Origin of the sequence: Aetokthonos hydrillicola CCALA 1050, from assembly GCF_017591665.1 — a bacterium.
In the GTDB taxonomy this organism is placed as follows: domain Bacteria; phylum Cyanobacteriota; class Cyanobacteriia; order Cyanobacteriales; family Nostocaceae; genus Aetokthonos; species Aetokthonos hydrillicola.
Window position 1 is genome coordinate 26,611 of record NZ_JAAKGC010000045.1, and the last position, 20,685, is coordinate 47,295.

Consider the following 20,685-nt stretch of genomic DNA (forward strand, 5'->3'; position numbering starts at 1 on the left):
CGAAAATCACCTTACTGTTGTCTACTCCATCAAAAGTGACTGCATCTCTTGCTTGAATTGTTATATTTCCTGCATTCCCTCGTCCAAGAGTAAAGGAAGCAATTCGACCACCATCTTTTACAAGAATACTTCCAGCTTGAACATTAATATCTCCACCACGTCCAACAGCACCAGTACCAAGACCAGCAAAAATTCCGGGTGTATCTGTCCCAGAAATTGTTAATACATCGCGGACGTTGACATTCACAGTACCAGCAAAACCTTGCGCGCCAGGAAGATTACTAGAGGCGCTATTTACACCAACCCTTAACTCTCCACCGTTAGTCAAGGATAATGAACCAGCGGTGAGATTAATATTCCCTCCATTTCCTAAACCACCAGCTTGCACATTGCTAAACACACCACTGGAAATCCCATTACTGTTGTCTACTCCATCAAAAGTGACTGCATCTCTTGCTTGAATTGTTATATTTCCCGCATTCCCTCGTCCACGGGTAAACGAATTAATTTGACCACCATTAGTTGCAAACAGCGAGCCAGTGGCAATATTGATATTCCCTGCATTGCCAACAGCATCACTACTCTGAACAGCGCTGTAAATGTATCCACCATCTAGAGAAATTCTGTCACGGGCTGTGATGAAGATATTAACTGCATCACCTTTGCCAAGAGTATAATTACCAATCGCAGCACCGTTGAGTAGAGAAATTGAATCAGCATTAATATTAATATCACCTGCTCTACTGCCATTACCCAATCCCGTACCAATTCCTGCGAACAGGTAGGAATTAGACATTGCTAGATTACCTGCATTAACTGTAATATCTCCTCCACCTGCGCCAGATACATCCACAAACGCCTGATTTGTCAGAGAAATATTACCTTGCTGTACATTACTTGGTAAACTTAAACTTAAAGTGTCCCCTGCAACATTTAAACCCACAGTTCCAGGTGCAGCTAAAGAAGCCAACTCAACTCTTCCACCAGTAGCTGTCAGTCCAGTCCCCCCATTTAAGACGACATCTCCACCTACCAACAGTAAACTTTTTCCATCTGGGACTCGTAGACCCGTCACACGCTCACCTGTGAGATCAACGCCTGCATCTGCGGTGGATTGATTGGTAATTCTTGCTCCCTGATTCAACTGATTAAACAACAGCCCCGATGGATCTATCGTCAACAATGGCGGTGCTTGGGGATTCGTGGCGCTAAACAATCCTTGGTTTCCAAACTGCACTCCATTGGCTGTTGTCCCGACAAACGAACCTCGTAAATCTAACTTTGCACCACTCCCAAACAAAATCCCCGCAGGATTAATCAAGAACAAATTCGCCACACCATCAACTCCTAATGTCCCTAAAATAATTGACCTATTCCCACCTGTGACACGGGTCAAAATATTGGTAACATCCGATGGATTAGCAAAATACACACTCTGCCCAGGATTGACGTTAAAGTCACTAAAGCTATGAAACAGATTACGACCTCGTTGCGCTCCACCATTGATTAAATCAGCATTTGCACCTCTAACTAGAGTATTTTGCACCACATTAGAACGCTCTGCGCCCAATGTGTTATCAGGTGTGATTTGTGCTTTGGCTGGTGTAGTGCTAAGTAACAAAACAACAGAGATACAAAGGTTGGGTAGGATAGTCTGTATCTTGGGCATTTTTGGTATTAAGTTTTGGGAAGGTAAATACGGCGTACTTAAGTTACATATATCACTAATCTGCTACCAGATGAAAATGATATTCACGCTGATGAAGGCGATCGCACTCTGTTACGTATCCTGAGAGCACCGTTTTTAATAGCGATCGCTTGAAGTAGAGAGTAATCGGTATAGTTCTTCACCTTGCAGGACAACTCGTTGGAGTACTAGATGTAGCGTTAGACACAGAAGAGATAAGCGTCACTTCTCCTTTATCATTAAACACCCAACCAGTGGCAGGCACAATTTCTATGGGTTTGGGTTTGATTTTAGCTGCGTGTTTGTTGGGTTGATTTTGGTGTGCTGTGGTTAATGGGAGGCGAGTGTCTGACCAAATGGCATCGCTGGTGAGGGGTTCGTAAGGGCTAGGAGGTAAGCCGCCGCGTCCGGTGATGGTGAAGTTATTACCGCCGGCTACTTCATTAAAGGCAGTACAACTAGAAGAAACTAGCTTGGGGGGATTTTCGTTCACTGTGGGGAGGATGATTAAACCACGGGTTGGATCTATGTCTGGAGAGATAATGGTGGTGCCAGTTTGTGAAATTGAAGAGATGTCATTTGTTTTCAACTTTTGAGGGTCAAGTTGATTTACGTCTGTAGTACTTAGCGACCTTTCCAAGTCTTCTTGACTACGTACGACAAAGCCAAAAACTCCATCGGATGCTGTAATGTCAATTTTACCTCCTCTACCATTAAAAGCATTGGTAACAATGTCGCTATTGTTCAGCACAGGTGCTACTAGAAATTTGGTATTTAACGTGAAGTTGCCCCCATTTCCACTTAATTGCGCTGTACCGGAGGTGTTTGAAATTAGGCTATTATGACGTAATAGTACAATATCGCTCGTTTGTAAGTTAATATTACCACCCTGACCAGAGGTAGAATTAGCTATTAGCTTCCCAAAATCTAGATTAATAAAATCGGCTCTTACTTGCAGGTTACCTGCATTGCGATTACCGCTTCCGAGATTACTGACATCCCCGGCTGCCCCGTTAACAATATTCAAGCGTTTAGCATCGACTGTTAAATTCCCCCCATTTCCCTGTGTTCCAGTCTCCACAGCACTGGACGCGCCACTCGGACCATTCCTACCAACACCATCGAATGAAACAGTATCACGAGCAGTAATATCGATACTACCAGCATCTCCTGTACCAAAAGTACTAGCAATTAGTTGAGCACCGTTGTCAACCGTTAGTTCATCTGTAGTAATCTTAATGATACCTCCATTTCCGACTCCTGATGTTTCCACAGCACTAGAAGCACTACTTGGGAAGCCATTGGGGCTGGAACCACTAAATATAGCAGTACTAGTATTAATATCTATATTACCAGCATTTCCTTGTCCAGAAGTACTAGTGGTTAATCGCGCACCATTAGTAACAGTAAGTCTATTAGTCCTAATGTTAATGTTTCCACTGTTACCTTTCGCGTTTTGAAAAATATTACCCTCAAAAGGCTCTAAGGTTAGGATAGGACGATTGTTCTCGTCAAATCTAAGACTAACTCTTCTTGCTGTACTAACACCTAATGTGCTGGATACAGTACTGCCAGCATCTAGTGAAATAGCTTCTTTAGTTGTAATGTTAATGTTGCCTGCGTTACCCAATCCTAACGCACTAGCAGACAGTTGAGCGTTATTTGCCTCATAAAGTGTTCCAGCAGTGATGTTAATGTTACCGCCATTCCCTACCGCCGTATTTTCTAGATTGGAGAATACACCACTAATGTTAGTATTGTTCACAGCATTTCCAAAAATAGAAATGGCATTACCAGTATTTATGGTGATATTTCCGCCACTGCCTTGTCCTGCCGTACTGGATAACAGTTGAGCACCGTTGCTTACTGAAAGGGAACCACTTGTCAGCTGAATATCTCCTCCTTTTCCTAAAGCTGTAGAGAAAAGGTTGCTAAAAATACCAGTAGAATTCCCGTCGAGGGTAATAGCATCACGGACATTAATCCTAATATAACCTGCATCACCTCGACCAAAAGTTGCAGAACTTATTTGTCCACGATTAGTTAAGGATAATGACCCAGCATTAATGTCAATTTTTCCACCATTACCTACTGCACTAGCTTCCACACTACTAAACAAGCCACTGAAAAAACCATTATTACTTACCCCATCAAAAGTGACTGCATTCTTTGCAGTAATTGTTATATTTCCAGCATTCCCTACTCCACGAGTGAAAGAATAAATTTGACTACCGTCTTTAACAGATAGTGAACCAGTGTTGATGTCGATATTCGCTGCATTACCAATAGCACTACTCTGAATATTACTGGCAATAAAGGCATTTTTATCCAAGAAAATTCCGTCACGGGCTGTGAGCAAAATATTCCCTGCATTACCTTGACCAAAGGTGCTAGACCTGATCAACCCGTTATCTATTAGAGAAATATTTCCAGCTTGAACCTTAATATCTCCACCACGTCCTACACCACCAGTCCCAATATCTCCAAAGATTCCAGTATTTATGCCAGCAATTATTAGTGCATTACCTACATTAACATTTATAGTACCGCTGTTACCTTGCCCAGCAGGAAGTGTATCAGTTTTTGAAAGAACACCAACTCCAAATTCTGCACCCTTAGTCAAGGACAAAACACCAGCAGTAATATTAATATTACCAGCATTACCTACCGCACCAGCTTGTACATTACTAAATAAACCACTGGAGAATCCATTACTGTCTACTCCATCAAAAGTAGCTACACCTTTGGCAATAATCGTTATATTCCCTGCATTCCCTTGTCCAAAAGTAACATCACCAATTTGCGCACCATCAGATAAAGAAATGGAATCAACATTGATATTAATATCACCAGCTTTAGTACTACTACCATTACCCAATCCCGTGCCAATTCCTGCAAACAGGTAGGAATTAGACATTGCTAGATTACCAGCATTAACTGTAATATCTCCTCCACCTGCGCCAGATACATCCACAAACGCCTGATTTGTCAGAGAAATATTACCTCGCTGCACGTTACTCGGCGCGCTTAAGCTCAAAGTATCACCTGCAACATTTAAGCCAATAGTCCCTGGTGCAGCTAAAGAAGCTAACTCCACTCTTCCACCATATGCGGTCAGTGCACCCCCATCTAAGGTTACGTTTCCACCAACTAGCAGCAAACTTTTACCATCGGGCACTTGCAAACCTGTCACAAAACCATTTACTGTTGCTTGCGAATTATTTTGAATAGATGCATCAGCAGCAATTTGGTTATAAAACAATGCTGTTGGATTAACTGTTAGCAAGGCTGGGTTATTTGGCTCGCTTGCACTGAAACTTCCAAGATTACCAAACTGAATTGCATTAGCAGTGGTTGCAACAAATGAGCCACCAACATTCAGGCTGGCATTACGTCCAAAAACAATTCCATTGGGGTTGAGGAAGAATAAATTTGCTGTCCCCAATGCACGAATCGTCCCCTGTATGTCTGAAACTGACCCCCCTGTTACCCGACTAAAAATGTTTTGAATATCTGATCCATTATTAAATAACGCCGTATTATTCGCTGGTACAGAAAACTGCTGAAAGCTGTGAAATAAGTTACGCCCTGCTTGCGTTCCCCCAGTGATATTGAAGACACTACCATTAATTGTGACGTTGGAGTTATTGGGGAGAGTTCTATCAGGTGTAATTTGAGCTATTGTGCAATTGGCATTGAAAAAACTTGCACTACCAAGAGCAAACCCTAATAACCGACGCCAAATAGCAGCCATCGTTATCCTTTTGTAAAGATGAGTTACGTGAGCCATTTATCAGTAAACCATGATTCGTCTATCAGTGGTGTAATTGCTTTGTAACAACAGCAAGATTCTTTACAAAACTTTAACGCTTGGGGAACGATGCATTCAGGTGTCAAGCTTTCTTTTCTTGGGAGAAGGCTTTATGCTTCTAACTCTTGTGGGGCGATCGCCCAAAGGGTAGTGAGCAAAGAGCGCGATCGCAAAGAAAGCGCACCTGGAGTCAGCGAGAGTGAAAGTACCTAATATCGCATATTCAGCTTTAGTCAAGCGAAAAAACAACGGTATATCAAGCATTTGAACAACGTTTGGGGTATGTTTAGCGGTTAAGCATACCCCAACATTCAGAAAAGCTTTTTCACCCAAATTAACACCTGCATAGGGTATGTATAGGTGCTGTCTATAGTATGGGGAGATGGCGCTCTCCCCAACTCCCATAACTAGCTGTTATTGATACTATTAATCTTTCTGTGTCAAGTCCTCTTGATTTATTGTAACAATAACGTTATATTTATTTACATAAGTTAATAAACAAATAAAAGAAGCGAACTATGTACACCACAACTAACGAAGACGGCGTTCTCAACAACTACCCCAAAGAACCCAAAGCCTACTATGCTGAGTATCCAGCGATTTGGGAACAACGTAAATACGTTGTCCAAGGTATATTCGCTGCATCATTTGTCGCTGCTTTAGTTTTGGTTGCTTTTATAGCTAGTTAAGCATTGCATAACAATTCGGTATCTCCCATCAACCGGATCGACTTCCTCTTTTGAGCCTCAGCGTAAGGATCTGAGGTTTTTTATTGGGTGGTTCAAAGTGCTACTCAGTCTCGCTTGTACTCACAAGTTGATCAATCTCAGATAACTTCTCCACCAGGAGCGATCGCAACTCCTGCAACTGCTCACTACCAACATCAGATAACGACTCACTTGATAATTCACGTACTTTCTGAATCACAGCCTTCACTTTTTTCGACTCTGTTTTTTCTTCTTTTAAGTACTTAGCTTTTATTTGTTTAATGAGTTCACGTGTTTCTGGTACAGTAAGGTTTTTCTTCAACACTTGGTCTATTGCCGACTTTCGCTCTTTCGTCGCTTCTTTGTCCGATACACCTAGTACCTTGGCTGATAATGTCATCAATGCCAAAGCATGAGCGCCTTTTAATCCTCGGTGACGAATAGCCTCTTTTAAATCCTGGGGTAAGCCTAACATGGGCATAAGATTGGCTTTAACACTAGCAGGATTCAGACCAAGTTCTAGTAATAATAGCAGTAAGTCTTGTTCACTGCCTGTAATCAAGAGTTCTTCTAACCCTAAGATCTGTGACTCAGTACTAACAGCAACTAACTTTGTCAGTTCCTTACTCTTACCATCGCGTTCAATACGTTTAAGCACCGTTGAGAGCAGCGTGATAGTTTCATCAACTTCAAACCCAATAGACTTAGTGATGTGTGTAGCGATCGCCTCTGCTTTATCCAACGGGTTTAAGTCCTCGAATCCCAAAAAAGTCATCAGCGCTGAAGAATCTAAATCTTCAGGCATTGGCACAACTAAAGCGCGAATAGTCTTCCACTCCAACAACTTTGCTGCTTCTGTACGCAGTTGACCATCTAACAACATGTAGCGCCCATTGCTTTGGGGTACTAAGATAATAGGCGAAATTTGACCATGCTTTTTGAGCAACCTTGCCTTAGCTTGGATTGATTCAGGTGTAATTGTTTGCCTGGGTTGATTAGGATTAGGATCAATTAGCTCTACCTCAATCTCTTTCTCACCTGATTGGTTTTGTAGTTGTTCTCGTAGTTTTTGCAGTTCCTCTTCTATTAGGGGCGATTTTTCAGTTCTCAGTCGTTCTACTTCCGCTTGAAGTTCAGCAATTTTTTGCTCTTGCGCACTTTTTTGAATTGCTCCATCAAATTTCCGTGCTATTTTGGGCAAAGCCACGATCATTTCTCCTTAATCAAAGCTGCTAGGTCATCGGTAATTTGTTTGAAATCTTTCGTTGCTGGGTGCTTAGGACGGTACTTTTGCAATGGTTGACCATAAGCGCTGGCATTTTTAAATTCGTTTGAGCTTCTGACTTTAGGGTAAAGCTTAACCTGGAGCCGATGGGCTATTTCTGGTAACTGTTCCAAGTACTGCCGATGCATTGCTACCTTCTCATCATACATACTAGGCACAAACCCTAAAATTGTAGGCTTAGGATTTAGTTGCAATTCATCACTGGTATTGATGCACCATTCTATCAACTCAGCCGAACCAGAAATCGCCTTCATTTCCAATTGCGCAGGCACCAAAACATGGGTAGATGCTGCCAGAGCATTGGTATTGAGCATACCTAATGTTGCTGGACAGTCTAGGATAATTAAATTATGAGGCAAAGGATAGCTTTTAAGTCTATCGAAGAGCGCATATTCACCTCGTTTTCTAATCACCAATTCATTTGCCATCTCAGCCAGCAGCGGATGTCCCTGGCACACTTCTATTTTCGACTCTTGACTTTTGACTTTTGATTTTTGACTTTTGACTTGGAGCGCAGCGACTGACTCCTCCCAGACTGGCACAATAGACCAGTTTCCTTTGAAATCTTTAGATAATACATTAACCAATGTGTGAGATGCTTCTGCTGGTTGTAACCCGCAAAACACGTCTAAAGAACGTTGTGGATCTAAATCTATCATCAGGACACTAAACCCACGCTGACCCATAGAGTAAGCAATATGCGTCACTAATGTTGTTTTGCCCACTCCCCCAGCATTTGACAAGATTGCAAGAACTATTTGTTTCATACAGTAGTTACGATTGTCGTATTTTAAAATTCGACAGATTTATCAGAGCGAAAATCATTGAACAAGGGAACCCTTATCAGTCATCAGTTAGGGAGCAACGCTCGCTTCTGTGAACTGGTCAGACGCTTCGAATGTGTCTTAAGAATGTGGTGATTACGTAAAAGCGCTCTCACAGATGAATTTTCTATTGAACTATGTGACTAAAGCTTCATAGAAATGATAGAGCTTTTTGCTCCTGTTAAACCAAAATCTTTTAGAAGATATATGGCTCGTGTAGGCGTTACTACGATAGAACAAGCGTTTCACGTGGTTGCGCAGGTAAACCATCAAGATTTGGATTATGAAGCAAGTGTAATAAGCTGAAGTTATATGTTCAAAGTAAGCAAACAACATCCCAGTAAAAAAGGCGATACCAAAGTGTACTCACTCCCCATGCATCATCTTGGAAACGAGTTATAGTCATTCCTACTTATCGAAAACTTCACCGGACAATTAGAACTTTCACCATACTGTACACCGGACTGTCCGGTGGACAATGGGATACAGTCCAGTGTACAAGAGAGTGAAAAATGGCAGACAACTCACCAGACAACCAAGATATTTCACCAGACAATCAAGATATTTCACCAGACACCATACAGAATACAGTTACAAACAGTGAAAATTTTGCAAAAATTGCTATATCACAACTATTGCAAAAATATTCTATAGGTCGTGCTCAGTTGTATGACCGGATGAAGTACTTGCAAATCACAACCTACAAGGAAAGTGGAAAGGCTTATTTGTATCCCGATCAGATAGTCCACATGGATGGGCTACACGAACATATTAAAGAGACTGGACGGATGGACGGCTATCCAGTGCCAGATCCATCTGGACCAGTTGAGCAAGTTGAGCAAGTTCAGGAAGAATCACAACCAGCTGGGCTAGTAGTTGCTCAAACTCAACAAATGGCTGCACCTACTTACTCAGCTAAGGGTAAGCGATCGCAGTCCAAAGAACAGGTAGATGATGTAGCCAGCATAGTAAGGTCAGCACAAGGGAAAGCGGCTGGTACATTGATTGCTGAGAACCTACTGGCGAGACAGTTTATAGAAAATCCTGATTTATTACCAGAAGAACTCAGACAGAAGATTAAGGAATCCGGGGAGATGCCAATGGTTGACCCTTTCGCATACGCCGAATCCTTATTGAGCTTCGCCCAAATTTAAGGAGCGGCTTCTTCAGCTTTTTTGGTATACTCATAGCCTCTGCAATTATTGTAAAAAGTGGATTCTCCTTGGTATCTTTTGCTGCTGTGGTATGTGCAAGCGCAATAACTCTATTTCCAACAGGTTCAAAAGCAGCATCATCATCCTCTAAGAAAATTGATAAAAGTGAGCACTTCGGAGAACCAACGCCACAAGATAATCAACAATCAAGTGTACAGAACATTCCTGGAGCATTCAGGCTATACCGAAAAAATGAACTGAATAGAATTGTGGCTTCGCTTTTAGCCAGTGGCTCAATTCTGGTAGCTGGGGAAGAGGGGAGTGGTAAAACTGTACTCGCACAGTCTGTAGTTGAAAAGTTGCAAGACGATGGCTTTTTGGTTGCTGATGTACAACCAGCAACTAGCAAACAAATGCTTCTGAATATTGCTGAACAGTTGGGGGTAGATACTTACAGCTTAGAAGGCAAAGCATTCACAGCAGATCAATTAAAAGTCAGGATTGCCACTTTTCTACAAGATAATACTGCTTTCATTATTGTTGATGAATGTCACAGATGCGATGGTCGTTTTAGGTATTGGTTGAAGCAACTACAAAAACAGGGCGTTCCAATGCTGTTACTTGCTACCAACCCACCACGAACTGATGTATTTCTGAGCATTCCCCGGATCGAACTTTCTCCCCTACCACAGTACGCAATCCGCGAGATTATGGAAACGGCTGCATTAGAGAGAGGAATTAATTTAAAAAATTCTGAACTAGCTAAGCTCCAGGAGCGTGCAGGAGGAAACCCAATGCTAGCAATTCGAGCTATCGATGAAGAGTACTTGGGGCTAGAGATGGAAGCAGCAGATCATGGACGTTACTTTGATATCACACCACTGATTCTACTTGCTGGGATTGGGTTTGCAGTCTTGAGATTTATTGGCATGGGTACAAACGATCATGCTCTTTATATTTTCAGTGGAATTGCCGCAGCAGTATTTTTAGGATTCTCTCGGCTGCTCTACAACTTGCCACAAGAAAGTAAAAGAATACAGCGATAAGAGGGTAAAGCGATGATGGGTTGGACTCACATGGTTGTTTCAGCGACAGCCACTAGTCTGATATTGGGAACTGCCAATCCTGCTGTTATTGCAGTGGGCGCAGTATCCGGGCTACTTCCTGATGTGGATATTTCAACTAGCTTTGCAGGTCAAATTCTACCTTGGATCAGTCGTTGGCTTGAGCGTCGTTTTCCACATCGTAGCTGTACCCACAGTTTAGCAGCTAGCGGTTTTATTGCTGCTGTTAGCTATGGCATTACCTATTTAACAGGTGGTAAGTTTTGGCAGATAGCTACAGCAATTAGTATTGGTTACTTCTTCGGCTGGTTCATTGATGCTTTTACCAAGTCTGGGGTTGAGATGTTTTATCCATCTCCGGTGCGCTGTGTTTGTCCATCAAATCGGAACTTTCGACTCAAGTCTGGGAGTTCTCAGGAATATGGACTACTTATATTAGTAATGGCGATCGCAGTCTTCAGCTTCAACATCAACGCTAATGGTGGCGTTTTAACCCAGTTCAACCGCTTGATTGCTGCTCCTAGTGGTGTAGAACAAATTTACAACGAGTCTGGATCATCACATTTGATCAAAGCTCATATTAAAGGAGTGATGACGAGCGATCGCTCTCCAGTATTAGGCGACTTCTTGATTATCCAATCTCTAGGCAATGGCTTTGTAGTTCAAGCTAAAGATGGGAAACTCTATAAAGCTGGTACAGATCCAGAATCTCAAATCCTGATTAACCGCGTAACAGCAGACTCAAGTGAGCCAGCCGTCACCACAATTGAATCAATCGTCTTAGAGGACGATGAACTGTCAAAAGTCCTTTCGCGCTTTGACCATGATAATGCAATGGTGTTTGTAAGTGGTGAAATCACCATTGATGATCCAGATATCAAGTTTGCTCTAGATCCACACCAGTTCCCATTCATTAAGCGTAGTCAAACAACTGACTCGCCAGGGGTAAAGCTGGAAGTTGCACCACTTAAATATGTAAAGAAAAAGCTGGGTGATCAGTTCGCTACTGGTCAACTGTCAATAAGGAGTATAACAACTACAGGAAGACTGAACAATGAACGAGTCTAGCTTAAAGATTTTCCTCGTCTTTACCTTAGCTGGACTGTTGGGGATAGCAGGTTTAACGGAAAATCGCCAGTCATTATCTATCGCTCAAGCACAACTTCCAATAGCGAAAGTTTCACCCGAACCTGAGAAAAATTTACGTCGTGAACCAACTGTACAGCCTGAATCGAGTGTACGCTCTGTTGAAAGTAATCAGCGTACCCTAAGAATGTCGTTGGTAGTTGATAATCCATCTTTCCTAAAAGTCAATGTTGGACAAGAGATTACAGCAGGAGAGGTTATAAGCGACAACACGATTGAGCGCGATCGCCTAACGAAACACCGCCAATCTATTGAACTGCAAATCCAAAACTTAAAATCTAAATATATTCATAAGCCTACTGAGCCAAACTTCCCTCTAGCATTACGAGCGCTTCCCCCAGCTAATTACTCAGAGGAAGAGTCCTTAGTGAACAATGCTCGGATGAAATTAGCTCAAGCTCGATCTACCTTAGAGACGAGAACACCATTCCTCACTAAAGATAATCCTGAGAAATTAGCTTCTATACAACGAGCTAAATCACTCCTAGATCAAAAGTCTCAGGATGTTGAGCGCCAGGAACGGTTAATTAAATTCTTAGGTGAAAATAAACAAAGTCAAGAAACATCCCAAGCAATTTTAGATCATGAGCAAGCCAGACTGAGAAAATTAGAAAGCGAGAAACAGGAAGCCCAAGCCGCTCTTGAAACAGAGAGAGGTAAACTTTCTACAGATGGGGTTGAAAACCAGCAGAAATTAGAACAACTTCAGTTAGCTGTCCATCTTGCAGAATCAGAACTGAACATTGCTGAATCTAAATTATCTAGCGCTCAGTCTCGCAGAAAAATGCAGGAATTTGACGCTGCTACTAAAGAAGTAGAAAAGCAGCAGAAGAACACCCAACTGAAACAAGAGTACGAGAGACAGCAGCAAACTTACAACCAAGAAATTAGAGAAAGAGATTACCAAATAGCACAGCTACAACTATCTTTAGTCGCTGTTGATGACAAGCTAAGTTTAATCCCAGTCGTGAAAAGTCCTCGCAATGGATATGTCAGAAGAATCAAACCTTGGGTAGGGAAGAATGGAAAGTATGAAACCACACTCGTTATTAGCAATACTCCTCCTAATAAATCTTCAGACTCAGGTAGCAACAGCGAAGACTAAACCTCAACAAAATCAAAGCGCACAGCCCGTAATACAAAATACTAAACCTTCAACTACACAGTCTGATGACGATGACGACAATGAGGAAGATAAACAGGCTGAGAATGAAGCAGATAAAGTAAGTCCCAAAACTCCTCAAAATGCTTTTGTAAAGCCAGATGTTGATAAAATTGTCAAGCAGCAATTTGACGAAGATTTTTGGAGAATCTTTAAAGGTGGACTCCCCTGCTTGGAGACTTCGGCTGCTTGTTTAAAGCAACTACAGGATAAGTCCATAGCCCAATCCCCACTGCTTAAGGAGATTGACAATCGTATTCAAGAAGCTAATCAAAAAATTGACGAAGCCAAATCCCGTAATCAAAAGAGTATTAAACTTTCTATTTTAAGTCCAGCTTTACAATATTTCCTCAATCCCCAAACTTTAAATAATGGCGGTGGTAAAACTCAGAGTACGGGTGGCTTGATAGATAACATAGCCTCACTCTTTACAGGTAAAGTATCCTTTTTAAATGGATTGCTGAAGGTCATAGGAATCCCGTTATTTGAAGGAAGCCAGGGTGGTGGTGATCAAGCCCAATCCCGTGCAATTCAGATTAGTGATATTCAAGTTAAGATTGCTGAACTTCAACGTCAGAGGGCAGAGTTAGCAGATAAAATCCGTGAAAAAGTTGCAACAAGCCTCTCAAACTTTGACCAAGCTAGAACTGAGTTTCAGGAATCTCAAGTTATGGCTGCAAGAACAATTGAGCAATTTCAACTCTATGAAATAGCTTACAGGCAGGGAGATAGTGACACTCAAACTTATTTAAGCAGGCTGAATGCACTAGACCACACTAAAGTGCAAACCTTTTCTTCTTGGTCAAAAATGAAACGGTCATTATTTGAAATTAAGATGTTGGTACTAAACACACAAGAAGCGGATAATTAAGATTTAAGATGAACTGGATTAGCCGCCAAATTCGTGATTTTGCACCACTAACAGTTGTTGTTGTAGTCGGAATATTTACTTATAAATGGTGGCTGCCTTATCTTGACTCTACTGCTTCACACTCAACTGTTGATCGTCCTGAAATTACAAGTGAAACCACATCATACAAGAGCGTTCATCTCAGCTTGGGAAATCCCAGTGGTGCTACCGCAAGTGTTAGCAATCCTGACAACTACCTGATGATAAAGCCCCAGTATGCACTCTCCTACAACCGCAGCAAGGGAACAGCTAACTGGGTCAGTTGGGAACTGAATTCTTCATGGTTGGGTGGTGTGGATCGACAAAATAACTTTCGTCCTGATGACACCCTTCCTGCTGGTTGGGAGCGGGTTATGCCAAGTGTTTATAGTCGGTCGGGATATGATAAAGGGCATATTGTACCGTCGGGCGATCGCACCTCTTCAGCCCAAGATAATTCCCAAACCTTCCTCATGACAAATATGATGCCTCAAACCCCAGACAACAATCGCCACACTTGGGAAGGTTTAGAGGTTTATTGTCGCCAGCTAGCAAGACAAGGTAAGGAACTATATATTATTGCTGGTACATACGGTAGCCAAGGTACACTTAAAGGTCAGGTAACAATTCCTCAGTCTACTTGGAAAGTGGTTGTGGTATTAGATTATCCTGGTGCTGCTGTTACTGCTAATACTCGTGTCATTGCTGTTAATGTGCCTAACCAGCAAGGGATTAATTATGACTGGAGGGCTTATAGGGTTAGTGTTAAGGAGTTAGAGAAGTTGACGGGGTATCATTTTCTTGACAAGGTTCCTGGTGCGAGTGATGTGGTGGATACGCAGTAGGGGGAGCAGCTTTTTACCATCGATATTGAAAGGCGGAAAGTCGAAAAAATTTTCACCAGGGCAAATCAGTTTACCTTGGGACAAGTAGAGGGTAGCGGAGAGTACGGAGGTTCGGGATGTAGCAGAAAAATTTATTCAGGCAAATTGCTATGAGCCGCCGGTGCCAGGTATCCGATTTCAGGAATGCTGATTCTTGCGTGGATAGGGGGGTTGTAATAAATCTTTAGAAAATTCGGAAACGCTTATATGCTAGACTTTACAAGTCGCAGTGCGAGAAAAGAAGAAGTAGAGAAATGTTCTACTCAAATGAATTCTTTTAAAATTCATATCCCTAATTACCATTGCTTCGAAACGACTTAAGTATCGAGCTTCTCTGACACTTTCTAAAAAACTCTGATATTTGTAATCTTTGTGCCAAGTATCATTGTCAAAAGTATCATTTGTCCATTGACTTCCGTACAATAAAGTATCATTGCCGTTCGGTAGGCTACCCCTATATTTATCTGGGTGGCTTTTTATACCCTCTATCAGTTTGTCGTATTCCACATACTGACCTCGATATCCTGTCGTTTTGTTTTTCACCTTATCATCATACCACCCAACTGCTTTAGCGAACCGATAATAGTTTTCCTTATCTTTGTCATTCCACTGTTCTAGTTTTATACCCAGTCTATTGCCAGTCTTGATCCATATTTCCTTTTGTACACGAAAGCCAAAGCGGTTGTCTGAATTGAACCAAAGCTTGTCTATTCTTCGCAAGGCTGGACAAGAAAACGTATTTATTTGGTCATAATCTAAATACCCTTCTTTTTCTCTTTTAGCAATATTGAGCATGAGTTGGTATGTTAGTCTGTCAGCTTGTTGCAAGTTTTTAACCTTCAAGTAGCTTGAAAGTTGAACATATAAATATTCAGTAAGAGATTGTTCAACCTGAGTTTTTAAATCTAATTCTGTATTATTGTTGGAGAGTAACTCAATTAAACTTCGATGAACAGATTCTATATTTTTAGCTGTGATAATTTGGCTACTATTGTTCGGACTGGTTTGTGTTGATAAACTTTTAAGAATGTTAAATGCTGCTTTATAAGCTTCTATAGCTTTCTGGGTTTCTTTTTTCTCTACTAGCAAGTCGCCTTGAATTTTCTGAGACAATACTTGAATTTGTAATCCTTCACTAGAAGTAATATTATCTTTGTTCGCTTCTAAAATATTTTGACTTTCTGTAATTTTTTTTTCTGCTTGATCCCACTCATTAAGTTGCTGATATGCTTGGGACATAGAAGTAAATATCATTGCTTTTTTTAATTCATGATTTTCAATCGCGTAAGATAAACCTATTTTTTGCCTTGCCTGATTTGCTGCCGATAACTTGTCTGACTTGACCAATCTTTCACTTAGTTTGGATAATTCGTATAAATCTGAGAGATATTTAGTTTTTTCTCCTATTTCTTGAAGCTTCGTACCTGCCCAAGTAACAGAAATTGCTGCTCCTACCAACGTCAACAATAAAGCAACACTTCCAATACTAATTCGTCGTCGAGCTTTCTGATTAGCATCAGCTAGCATCTTATTAGCTTCACCTAGCGCCTGATTAGCATCAGCTAGTGCCTGATTAGCCTCACTTAATACCTGATTCCTTGTCTCAGTGGCTTCTTTATCTTTTCGCTCTCTCTCCAAAGCAGCTTCTTGTTCTTTGACTGCAATTTCTTCTTGAATTTCCTTCTGTTTACTCGCTGCTAAATACTGTTTATCCTGATAGCTTAAGTTGTTTTTATCCTTTGCCCATTCTTCTGCTTCTTGTAATGCCTTTCCTCTTAACAATCGTGAGTCATCTGTTTGTCCAGAAGCCACCCAGAACCTAAAATTTTCAGAATATGGACGCAGATTCTTTAACTGAATTTCAATCCAGTTTTGGTCAAATATTTCTTGATAAATGGCATTATAAACCCTTAACTTATTTTCTTGTTTAACGACTAATCCTGAAAGCTGTAACTCGCTCTGCTCTAAAGTATCATCTGCTGTAATCTCAGATTGTTCTTCAGCTAGCCGTACTTGTTGATACAGTTCCAGCAAATACCCAGCCCGTTCTTCATCCCGTAATATTCTAGCTCGAATAGTTCTCAGGTGTTCAGGTTCATCAAGAGATTCCCAATTCTCAATAATGCGCGATCGCACTACCTCTTCAACCGAACAAGGATTGTCTTGAAGAGATTCCTCCACCATAAACTGGCACAGCTTTTGGGTCAGAAATGGTTGCCCCCCTGTCCAGTATAAAATTTCTTTCATGACTGCTTGAGGATTAGGGAATATCCCTTCCAAACCCCTCACTAATGGTTCAGCTTCATGTATTTGAAACCCCTTGAGGCTGATAGCCTTGCCAATATTAAACGGAGTGCGTTGTTTATCTTCTATTAAATTGCTGGGTGATGCTACTCCCAATAAACAAAATGTGAGGCGATTGTATTCAGGATTATCAACCCGTTGATTATAACAAGACCGGATGAAAGTAAAAAAGTCATCTGTTTTGAAGTTAAGACTTAAAACACTATCAATTTCATCAATAAATATTACTATATTTTCTGAGATTTCTGTCAGTAGCATTTTTGACAGGAAATCCCCAAATTTTAATAATGGTGAATTTAATTGATTCTCCTCCCACCAGTCTTTAAAATCCACGTCTAAGGCAAAACTATCGATGAGCTTAACAATCAAATCAGCGTACCAGTTTTCTTCTGTCGCGCTCTGAATATTGATTGAGGACAAATCAATAGATGCACATTCCACACCAGCCTCGCTTAGACGGCTCATTGTTCTGACACGCAAGCTGGATTTACCACTCTGTCTTGAATTTAAAACATAACAAAACTTATTTTGTAATAATGCTTCATACAACTCATCGTCAGCTTCTCGCTTGACATAAGTGCTGGCATTTTCAGGTAGGCTCCCAGAAAATATGTATTGGTCATGCATAAATCATCCTAAACGTACCAAGAAATACTGGCGGTACAACTCACAGCTAGAAATGCAATCATTACGCACTATTTTCACCAAACCCAGACTGTGCAATTTAAACGTAATCTCAGGATTAAGCTGTACTGGTTTATCTACTGTTATTACTCTTCTATAACCCTCCTGTAGCTGAGAATCAATTTGCAAAGACTCCAATTGCTGTCGTAAATGATAACTGAAAATACCTTGCTCTGTTGGTGCTAGGGTTAATAGTTCTTCCAAAGAACTTTCCTGGCTTTTCAGGCTAGCCATAGCCTCCTGTACTAGATAAGGATGACCACCGACCAATTTGACAAGCTGACTTAATCCATTCTCGTTCAACTGCGCATCTAGTCCATACAGCTTTACCATTTCTTGAAGCTGTTGCTGATTAAACTCAGGCAGATCAATCGCTAACCCAACATTAAATGGTGAACGATTAATGTCTAATGTTGGGTAAATTTCTGTAGAATTAACTACCACTAAGCGTAGTTTCTTCCAAATTTTCCCCATCCTGTCTCCTTGTTTGGCTGTTTCGTACCAACTCCGCAATAGTAGGCAGAATTCGGGGAATATCTTAGCATGTTGAAACAGACGTTCACAATTATCTATAGCAAAAACAACAGAAGTATTTATATTTGGTAACAAATATCTTTGAAAATAGCGAGTACAGCTTGTATTTAAGCCTAAACTATCTTGCCAATATTCCGAAACCTTATCTTCCAAGTTCAAGCTATCTGAAACGTTTAAGCACAACCAAGTTAAAAAGGTTTTTAAATCAAAGAGAGTAGAACTATCAGCCAGTTTTAAATCTAGTTTCGCTGTTTGATAGCCTTGCTGTCTAGCATAGTCCAGCAACTTCTCCAATAGCAATGTTTTCCCCATTTTTTGTGGGGCTTTAATCCGAATCAGCGCCCCTGGTTGCACAATTGCTTTATAACATTTCTCCTCAATGGGTGGTCGTTCAATATATATATTTGTGTCAGGTTCTATACAGGAATTCTCAATCCAAAGAGCAACATTCTGCAATGTTGTGTTTCCAGGGTTTGACTCACGTGCAGCACAAACTAAATCTTCAACCCATCCCTGAGCATTTGCTGCTTGTATTAATTTAAAAACAATATCTTGTAAACTCCCTTCACCCGCAATTGCTCTTAAATTTTTATCTAATCCAAATGCCAACATCTGCTCTAAAGATGCTGTAGTAGGAAAAGCATCAATCAAAGCTTCTTGTAATTGTTTGCGCTGTTGACCGGATAAACCCATATTTATCAATTCCTCTACTGAGGGTAGAGAGAAACAGTACCCACCCAAAGCTACAAATGAACAAAATAGAATTCCAAACAAATTAGGATTCTAGACAAATATTATCAATTCAGGCGGATTTTTGATAGCCTAGTCACGCAAGATCGCTCGAATCGGGGCAACTCTGCAAGTGAGATCTGCTTTATAGCGCAGCACAGTGCGATCGCCATCCCCAACAGTAAAGCAAATTGGTGAGGAGTATCCTCATTCTCTATTCCGAGCGTGAATGAGCATCATGATAACTAACGCTGTCCAAAACACGGACTCAAACATTTGTTATTTATTTTAATATTTTTAATATATATATATTTGTTTGCATCCCTTTTAAGGACTACCACAAAAAATAACCCATTCTTTAAACACGCAAGCAAATATCAAGCATCTTCCTTCGATGCCCAACTTGCATTGAAATATGCTCGCTAATTAATTCGGTTGTAACCCCAACCATTCATACCAAGGCATCGCAAACCCAAGCCTATCTATTACCTTAAGTACACCATCACCAGCGCTATCAAACAAGTCTCGGATCAAGCCTTTTTCTTTCGCTTCAGCAAGTTTTTGTAATTGTTGCTCGGTTGGCTGTTGTCCTGGTTGTTTAGGAGCGTAAGCACTAGCGTTCTCTAACTTTTCTGGTGATGATGCTGCCCTAGGCTTCTTGTCGTTCTTCATGGCATTAATCAACATCCCAAACAGCCTTTCCCTGTCCAGTTTGTTTTGCCTCTCCAACCATTCTGCTGTTTCCACACACCATGCAAGCGCATTGTTAAAGTGAGTATCTCCTTTCCAGTTACGTTTTATACTGTCTTTAAACCCTGCCTCTATTGGAATGCGCAGCTGTAATTTAATCTGGGTCATTACATCACTGAGTTCATCTATCTCTATTTCTGACAGTTCAACCGATGTGTCAAATGTTTTCTTGATAGGTTTTGTAGGCTCCGTAACGACTACAACAGGGGTATGATCCTGATGTTCAACGCTTTTGGACGAGCCAAGTTCAAATCCTTCTACTAACTTTCTGCCAATGTTGGCTAGCATTTCCAGCAGCATTAATGGGACTTTGCTGAATGCGATCGCTCTCCCCACCACAGATTGCGCTGTCAATCCCTCCTCATCCATCTGCCTTTGAATCTCCACTCCTACTTCTTGATCGTGGATTGGCGGTATTTGACAAAAACGCCTTCCGTCTGGGCTGCTCCTCCAGATGGTTGGGGTATCGGTTTGGAGGTAGTCCGTCTCGTGGACTACCTCTTCATTGCTGGATAATTGCAGTTCCTCAGTATCCTGTACTTTTGGAAACTCTACAATCTTCCTTGTACGGATGTCCGTTTTACGGACTACCGGCTCAGGTAGCCATTCCTCAACTGGTTTAAAGGAATATTCAGTACTGGTTCCTGGGCGCTCGTTTTTCTCAAGTATGTTCTGCTCAACTGCTTGATTCAAGCCTTTGAGGATCGTTTTGCGATCGCACCCTGTACGAGAGGCGACATTTTCAGCTGACTCAGTGAACGAGTTACCTGAGATGGTGCGGTAAAGAATTTGGTTGAGCGTGAATGATTCACACAGAGTTGGTTTAGACTCAACTACCTTGCACAATCTGTAAAGTGCTGCATCTTTCAGTTCTGGTGGGAGGCTTTGTATCCACTCTTTGGTAATGCCAGGGTCAACAGTATCAAATATACTTTGAGGAGATAGAGTTGTGATCATGGCTCACCTATCTCCTGGGGTAATGTAGACGCAAGGATTTACCCCTACACCTTGTATAGGGGAATGAGGTATGATAAAACATAGTTTGTATAATTATTTTGTTACTACCCCCCG

The 20,685-nt window shown here is 41.3% G+C and carries 14 protein-coding genes and 1 pseudogene; 8 read left to right on the top strand and 7 right to left on the bottom strand.

Annotated elements, in window-relative coordinates:
• A pseudogene (locus G4P69_RS40485) lies at positions 1–1,669 on the bottom strand (filamentous hemagglutinin N-terminal domain-containing protein); the annotation flags it as partial.
• A 178-nt stretch (positions 1,670–1,847) separates the two neighbouring features.
• Complete coding sequence (locus G4P69_RS21390; RefSeq protein WP_208340602.1) at positions 1,848–5,441, bottom strand: two-partner secretion domain-containing protein; 3,594 nt, start codon at positions 5,439–5,441, stop codon at positions 1,848–1,850.
• Between the two features lie 126 nt (positions 5,442–5,567).
• Here G4P69_RS21390 and G4P69_RS21395 point away from each other — a divergent pair, with 126 nt between their 5' ends.
• On the top strand, positions 5,568–5,711 hold the full coding sequence (locus tag G4P69_RS21395; RefSeq protein ID WP_208340601.1) for a hypothetical protein: 144 nt from the start codon (positions 5,568–5,570) through the stop codon (positions 5,709–5,711).
• A gap of 305 nt (positions 5,712–6,016) precedes the next feature.
• On the top strand, positions 6,017–6,187 hold the full coding sequence (psb34, locus tag G4P69_RS21400; protein WP_208340600.1) for a photosystem II assembly protein Psb34: 171 nt from the start codon (positions 6,017–6,019) through the stop codon (positions 6,185–6,187).
• A 100-nt stretch (positions 6,188–6,287) separates the two neighbouring features.
• On the opposite strand, the gene G4P69_RS21405 is transcribed toward psb34, so the two are convergent.
• Together G4P69_RS21405 and G4P69_RS21410 are read right to left on the bottom strand one after the other, a co-directional pair.
• Positions 6,288–7,418, bottom strand: coding sequence for a ParB/RepB/Spo0J family partition protein (locus tag G4P69_RS21405; RefSeq protein WP_208340599.1), 1,131 nt, complete (start codon positions 7,416–7,418; stop codon positions 6,288–6,290).
• Entirely contained in the window at positions 7,415–8,257 is an 843-nt protein-coding gene (locus G4P69_RS21410) for a ParA family protein (RefSeq protein ID WP_208340598.1), read from the bottom strand. The genes G4P69_RS21405 and G4P69_RS21410 overlap by 4 nt, the downstream gene beginning before the upstream one ends.
• A gap of 569 nt (positions 8,258–8,826) precedes the next feature.
• Here G4P69_RS21410 and G4P69_RS21415 point away from each other — a divergent pair.
• From G4P69_RS21415 to G4P69_RS21440, 6 genes are all read left to right on the top strand, one after another.
• Positions 8,827–9,468 (top strand): hypothetical protein, encoded by a 642-nt coding sequence (locus tag G4P69_RS21415; RefSeq protein ID WP_208340597.1) that lies wholly within the window; start codon positions 8,827–8,829, stop codon positions 9,466–9,468.
• A gap of 68 nt (positions 9,469–9,536) precedes the next feature.
• Positions 9,537–10,514 carry an ATP-binding protein gene (locus tag G4P69_RS21420; RefSeq protein WP_243903006.1) on the top strand — a complete coding sequence of 326 codons (978 nt, stop codon included), beginning with the start codon at positions 9,537–9,539 and terminating at the stop codon, positions 10,512–10,514.
• A 12-nt stretch (positions 10,515–10,526) separates the two neighbouring features.
• A complete protein-coding gene (locus G4P69_RS21425) occupies positions 10,527–11,600 on the top strand; it encodes a metal-dependent hydrolase (protein WP_208351019.1) in 1,074 nt (357 codons plus the stop codon).
• The gene (locus G4P69_RS21430) at positions 11,587–12,783 is read left to right on the top strand and encodes an HlyD family secretion protein (protein ID WP_208343558.1); all 1,197 of its coding nucleotides are present in this window, start codon (positions 11,587–11,589) and stop codon (positions 12,781–12,783) included. Before G4P69_RS21425 ends, G4P69_RS21430 begins: the two co-directional genes overlap by 14 nt.
• On the top strand, positions 12,710–13,711 hold the full coding sequence (locus G4P69_RS21435; protein ID WP_208343560.1) for a TolC family protein: 1,002 nt from the start codon (positions 12,710–12,712) through the stop codon (positions 13,709–13,711). Before G4P69_RS21430 ends, G4P69_RS21435 begins: the two co-directional genes overlap by 74 nt.
• A gap of 8 nt (positions 13,712–13,719) precedes the next feature.
• On the top strand, positions 13,720–14,574 hold the full coding sequence (locus G4P69_RS21440) for a DNA/RNA non-specific endonuclease (RefSeq protein WP_208343562.1): 855 nt from the start codon (positions 13,720–13,722) through the stop codon (positions 14,572–14,574).
• A 249-nt stretch (positions 14,575–14,823) separates the two neighbouring features.
• Here the strand turns inward: G4P69_RS21440 and G4P69_RS21445 are convergent, their stop codons facing one another.
• The 3 genes from G4P69_RS21445 to G4P69_RS21455 all read right to left on the bottom strand — a co-directional run bounded on the left by G4P69_RS21445 (position 14,824) and on the right by G4P69_RS21455 (position 20,571).
• Positions 14,824–17,544 (bottom strand): AAA-like domain-containing protein, encoded by a 2,721-nt coding sequence (locus G4P69_RS21445; RefSeq protein ID WP_208343564.1) that lies wholly within the window; start codon positions 17,542–17,544, stop codon positions 14,824–14,826.
• Between the two features lie 3 nt (positions 17,545–17,547).
• A complete protein-coding gene (locus G4P69_RS21450) occupies positions 17,548–18,828 on the bottom strand; it encodes an AAA-like domain-containing protein (RefSeq protein WP_208343566.1) in 1,281 nt (426 codons plus the stop codon).
• 462 nt (positions 18,829–19,290) lie between these two features.
• Positions 19,291–20,571: a hypothetical protein gene (locus G4P69_RS21455; RefSeq protein WP_208343568.1), complete on the bottom strand. Its 1,281-nt coding sequence runs from the start codon at positions 20,569–20,571 to the stop codon at positions 19,291–19,293.
• Positions 20,572–20,685 lie beyond the last annotated feature (114 nt).

What these genes read in the sequence shown, in the direction of transcription:
- psb34 (WP_208340600.1), top strand. Translation starts at nt 6,017, where the DNA reads ATGTACACCACAACTAACGAAGACGGCGTTCTCAACAACTACCCCAAA.
- G4P69_RS21430 (WP_208343558.1), top strand. Translation starts at nt 11,587, where the DNA reads ATGAACGAGTCTAGCTTAAAGATTTTCCTCGTCTTTACCTTAGCTGGA.
- G4P69_RS21410 (WP_208340598.1), bottom strand. Translation starts at nt 8,257, where the DNA reads ATGAAACAAATAGTTCTTGCAATCTTGTCAAATGCTGGGGGAGTGGGC.
- G4P69_RS21425 (WP_208351019.1), top strand. Translation starts at nt 10,527, where the DNA reads ATGATGGGTTGGACTCACATGGTTGTTTCAGCGACAGCCACTAGTCTG.
- G4P69_RS21405 (WP_208340599.1), bottom strand. Translation starts at nt 7,418, where the DNA reads ATGATCGTGGCTTTGCCCAAAATAGCACGGAAATTTGATGGAGCAATT.
- G4P69_RS21455 (WP_208343568.1), bottom strand. Translation starts at nt 20,571, where the DNA reads ATGATCACAACTCTATCTCCTCAAAGTATATTTGATACTGTTGACCCT.
- G4P69_RS21415 (WP_208340597.1), top strand. Translation starts at nt 8,827, where the DNA reads ATGGCAGACAACTCACCAGACAACCAAGATATTTCACCAGACAATCAA.
- G4P69_RS21395 (WP_208340601.1), top strand. Translation starts at nt 5,568, where the DNA reads ATGCATTCAGGTGTCAAGCTTTCTTTTCTTGGGAGAAGGCTTTATGCT.
- G4P69_RS21390 (WP_208340602.1), bottom strand. Translation starts at nt 5,441, where the DNA reads ATGGCTGCTATTTGGCGTCGGTTATTAGGGTTTGCTCTTGGTAGTGCA.
- G4P69_RS21435 (WP_208343560.1), top strand. Translation starts at nt 12,710, where the DNA reads ATGAAACCACACTCGTTATTAGCAATACTCCTCCTAATAAATCTTCAG.
- G4P69_RS21450 (WP_208343566.1), bottom strand. Translation starts at nt 18,828, where the DNA reads ATGGGTTTATCCGGTCAACAGCGCAAACAATTACAAGAAGCTTTGATT.
- G4P69_RS21445 (WP_208343564.1), bottom strand. Translation starts at nt 17,544, where the DNA reads ATGCATGACCAATACATATTTTCTGGGAGCCTACCTGAAAATGCCAGC.
- G4P69_RS21440 (WP_208343562.1), top strand. Translation starts at nt 13,720, where the DNA reads ATGAACTGGATTAGCCGCCAAATTCGTGATTTTGCACCACTAACAGTT.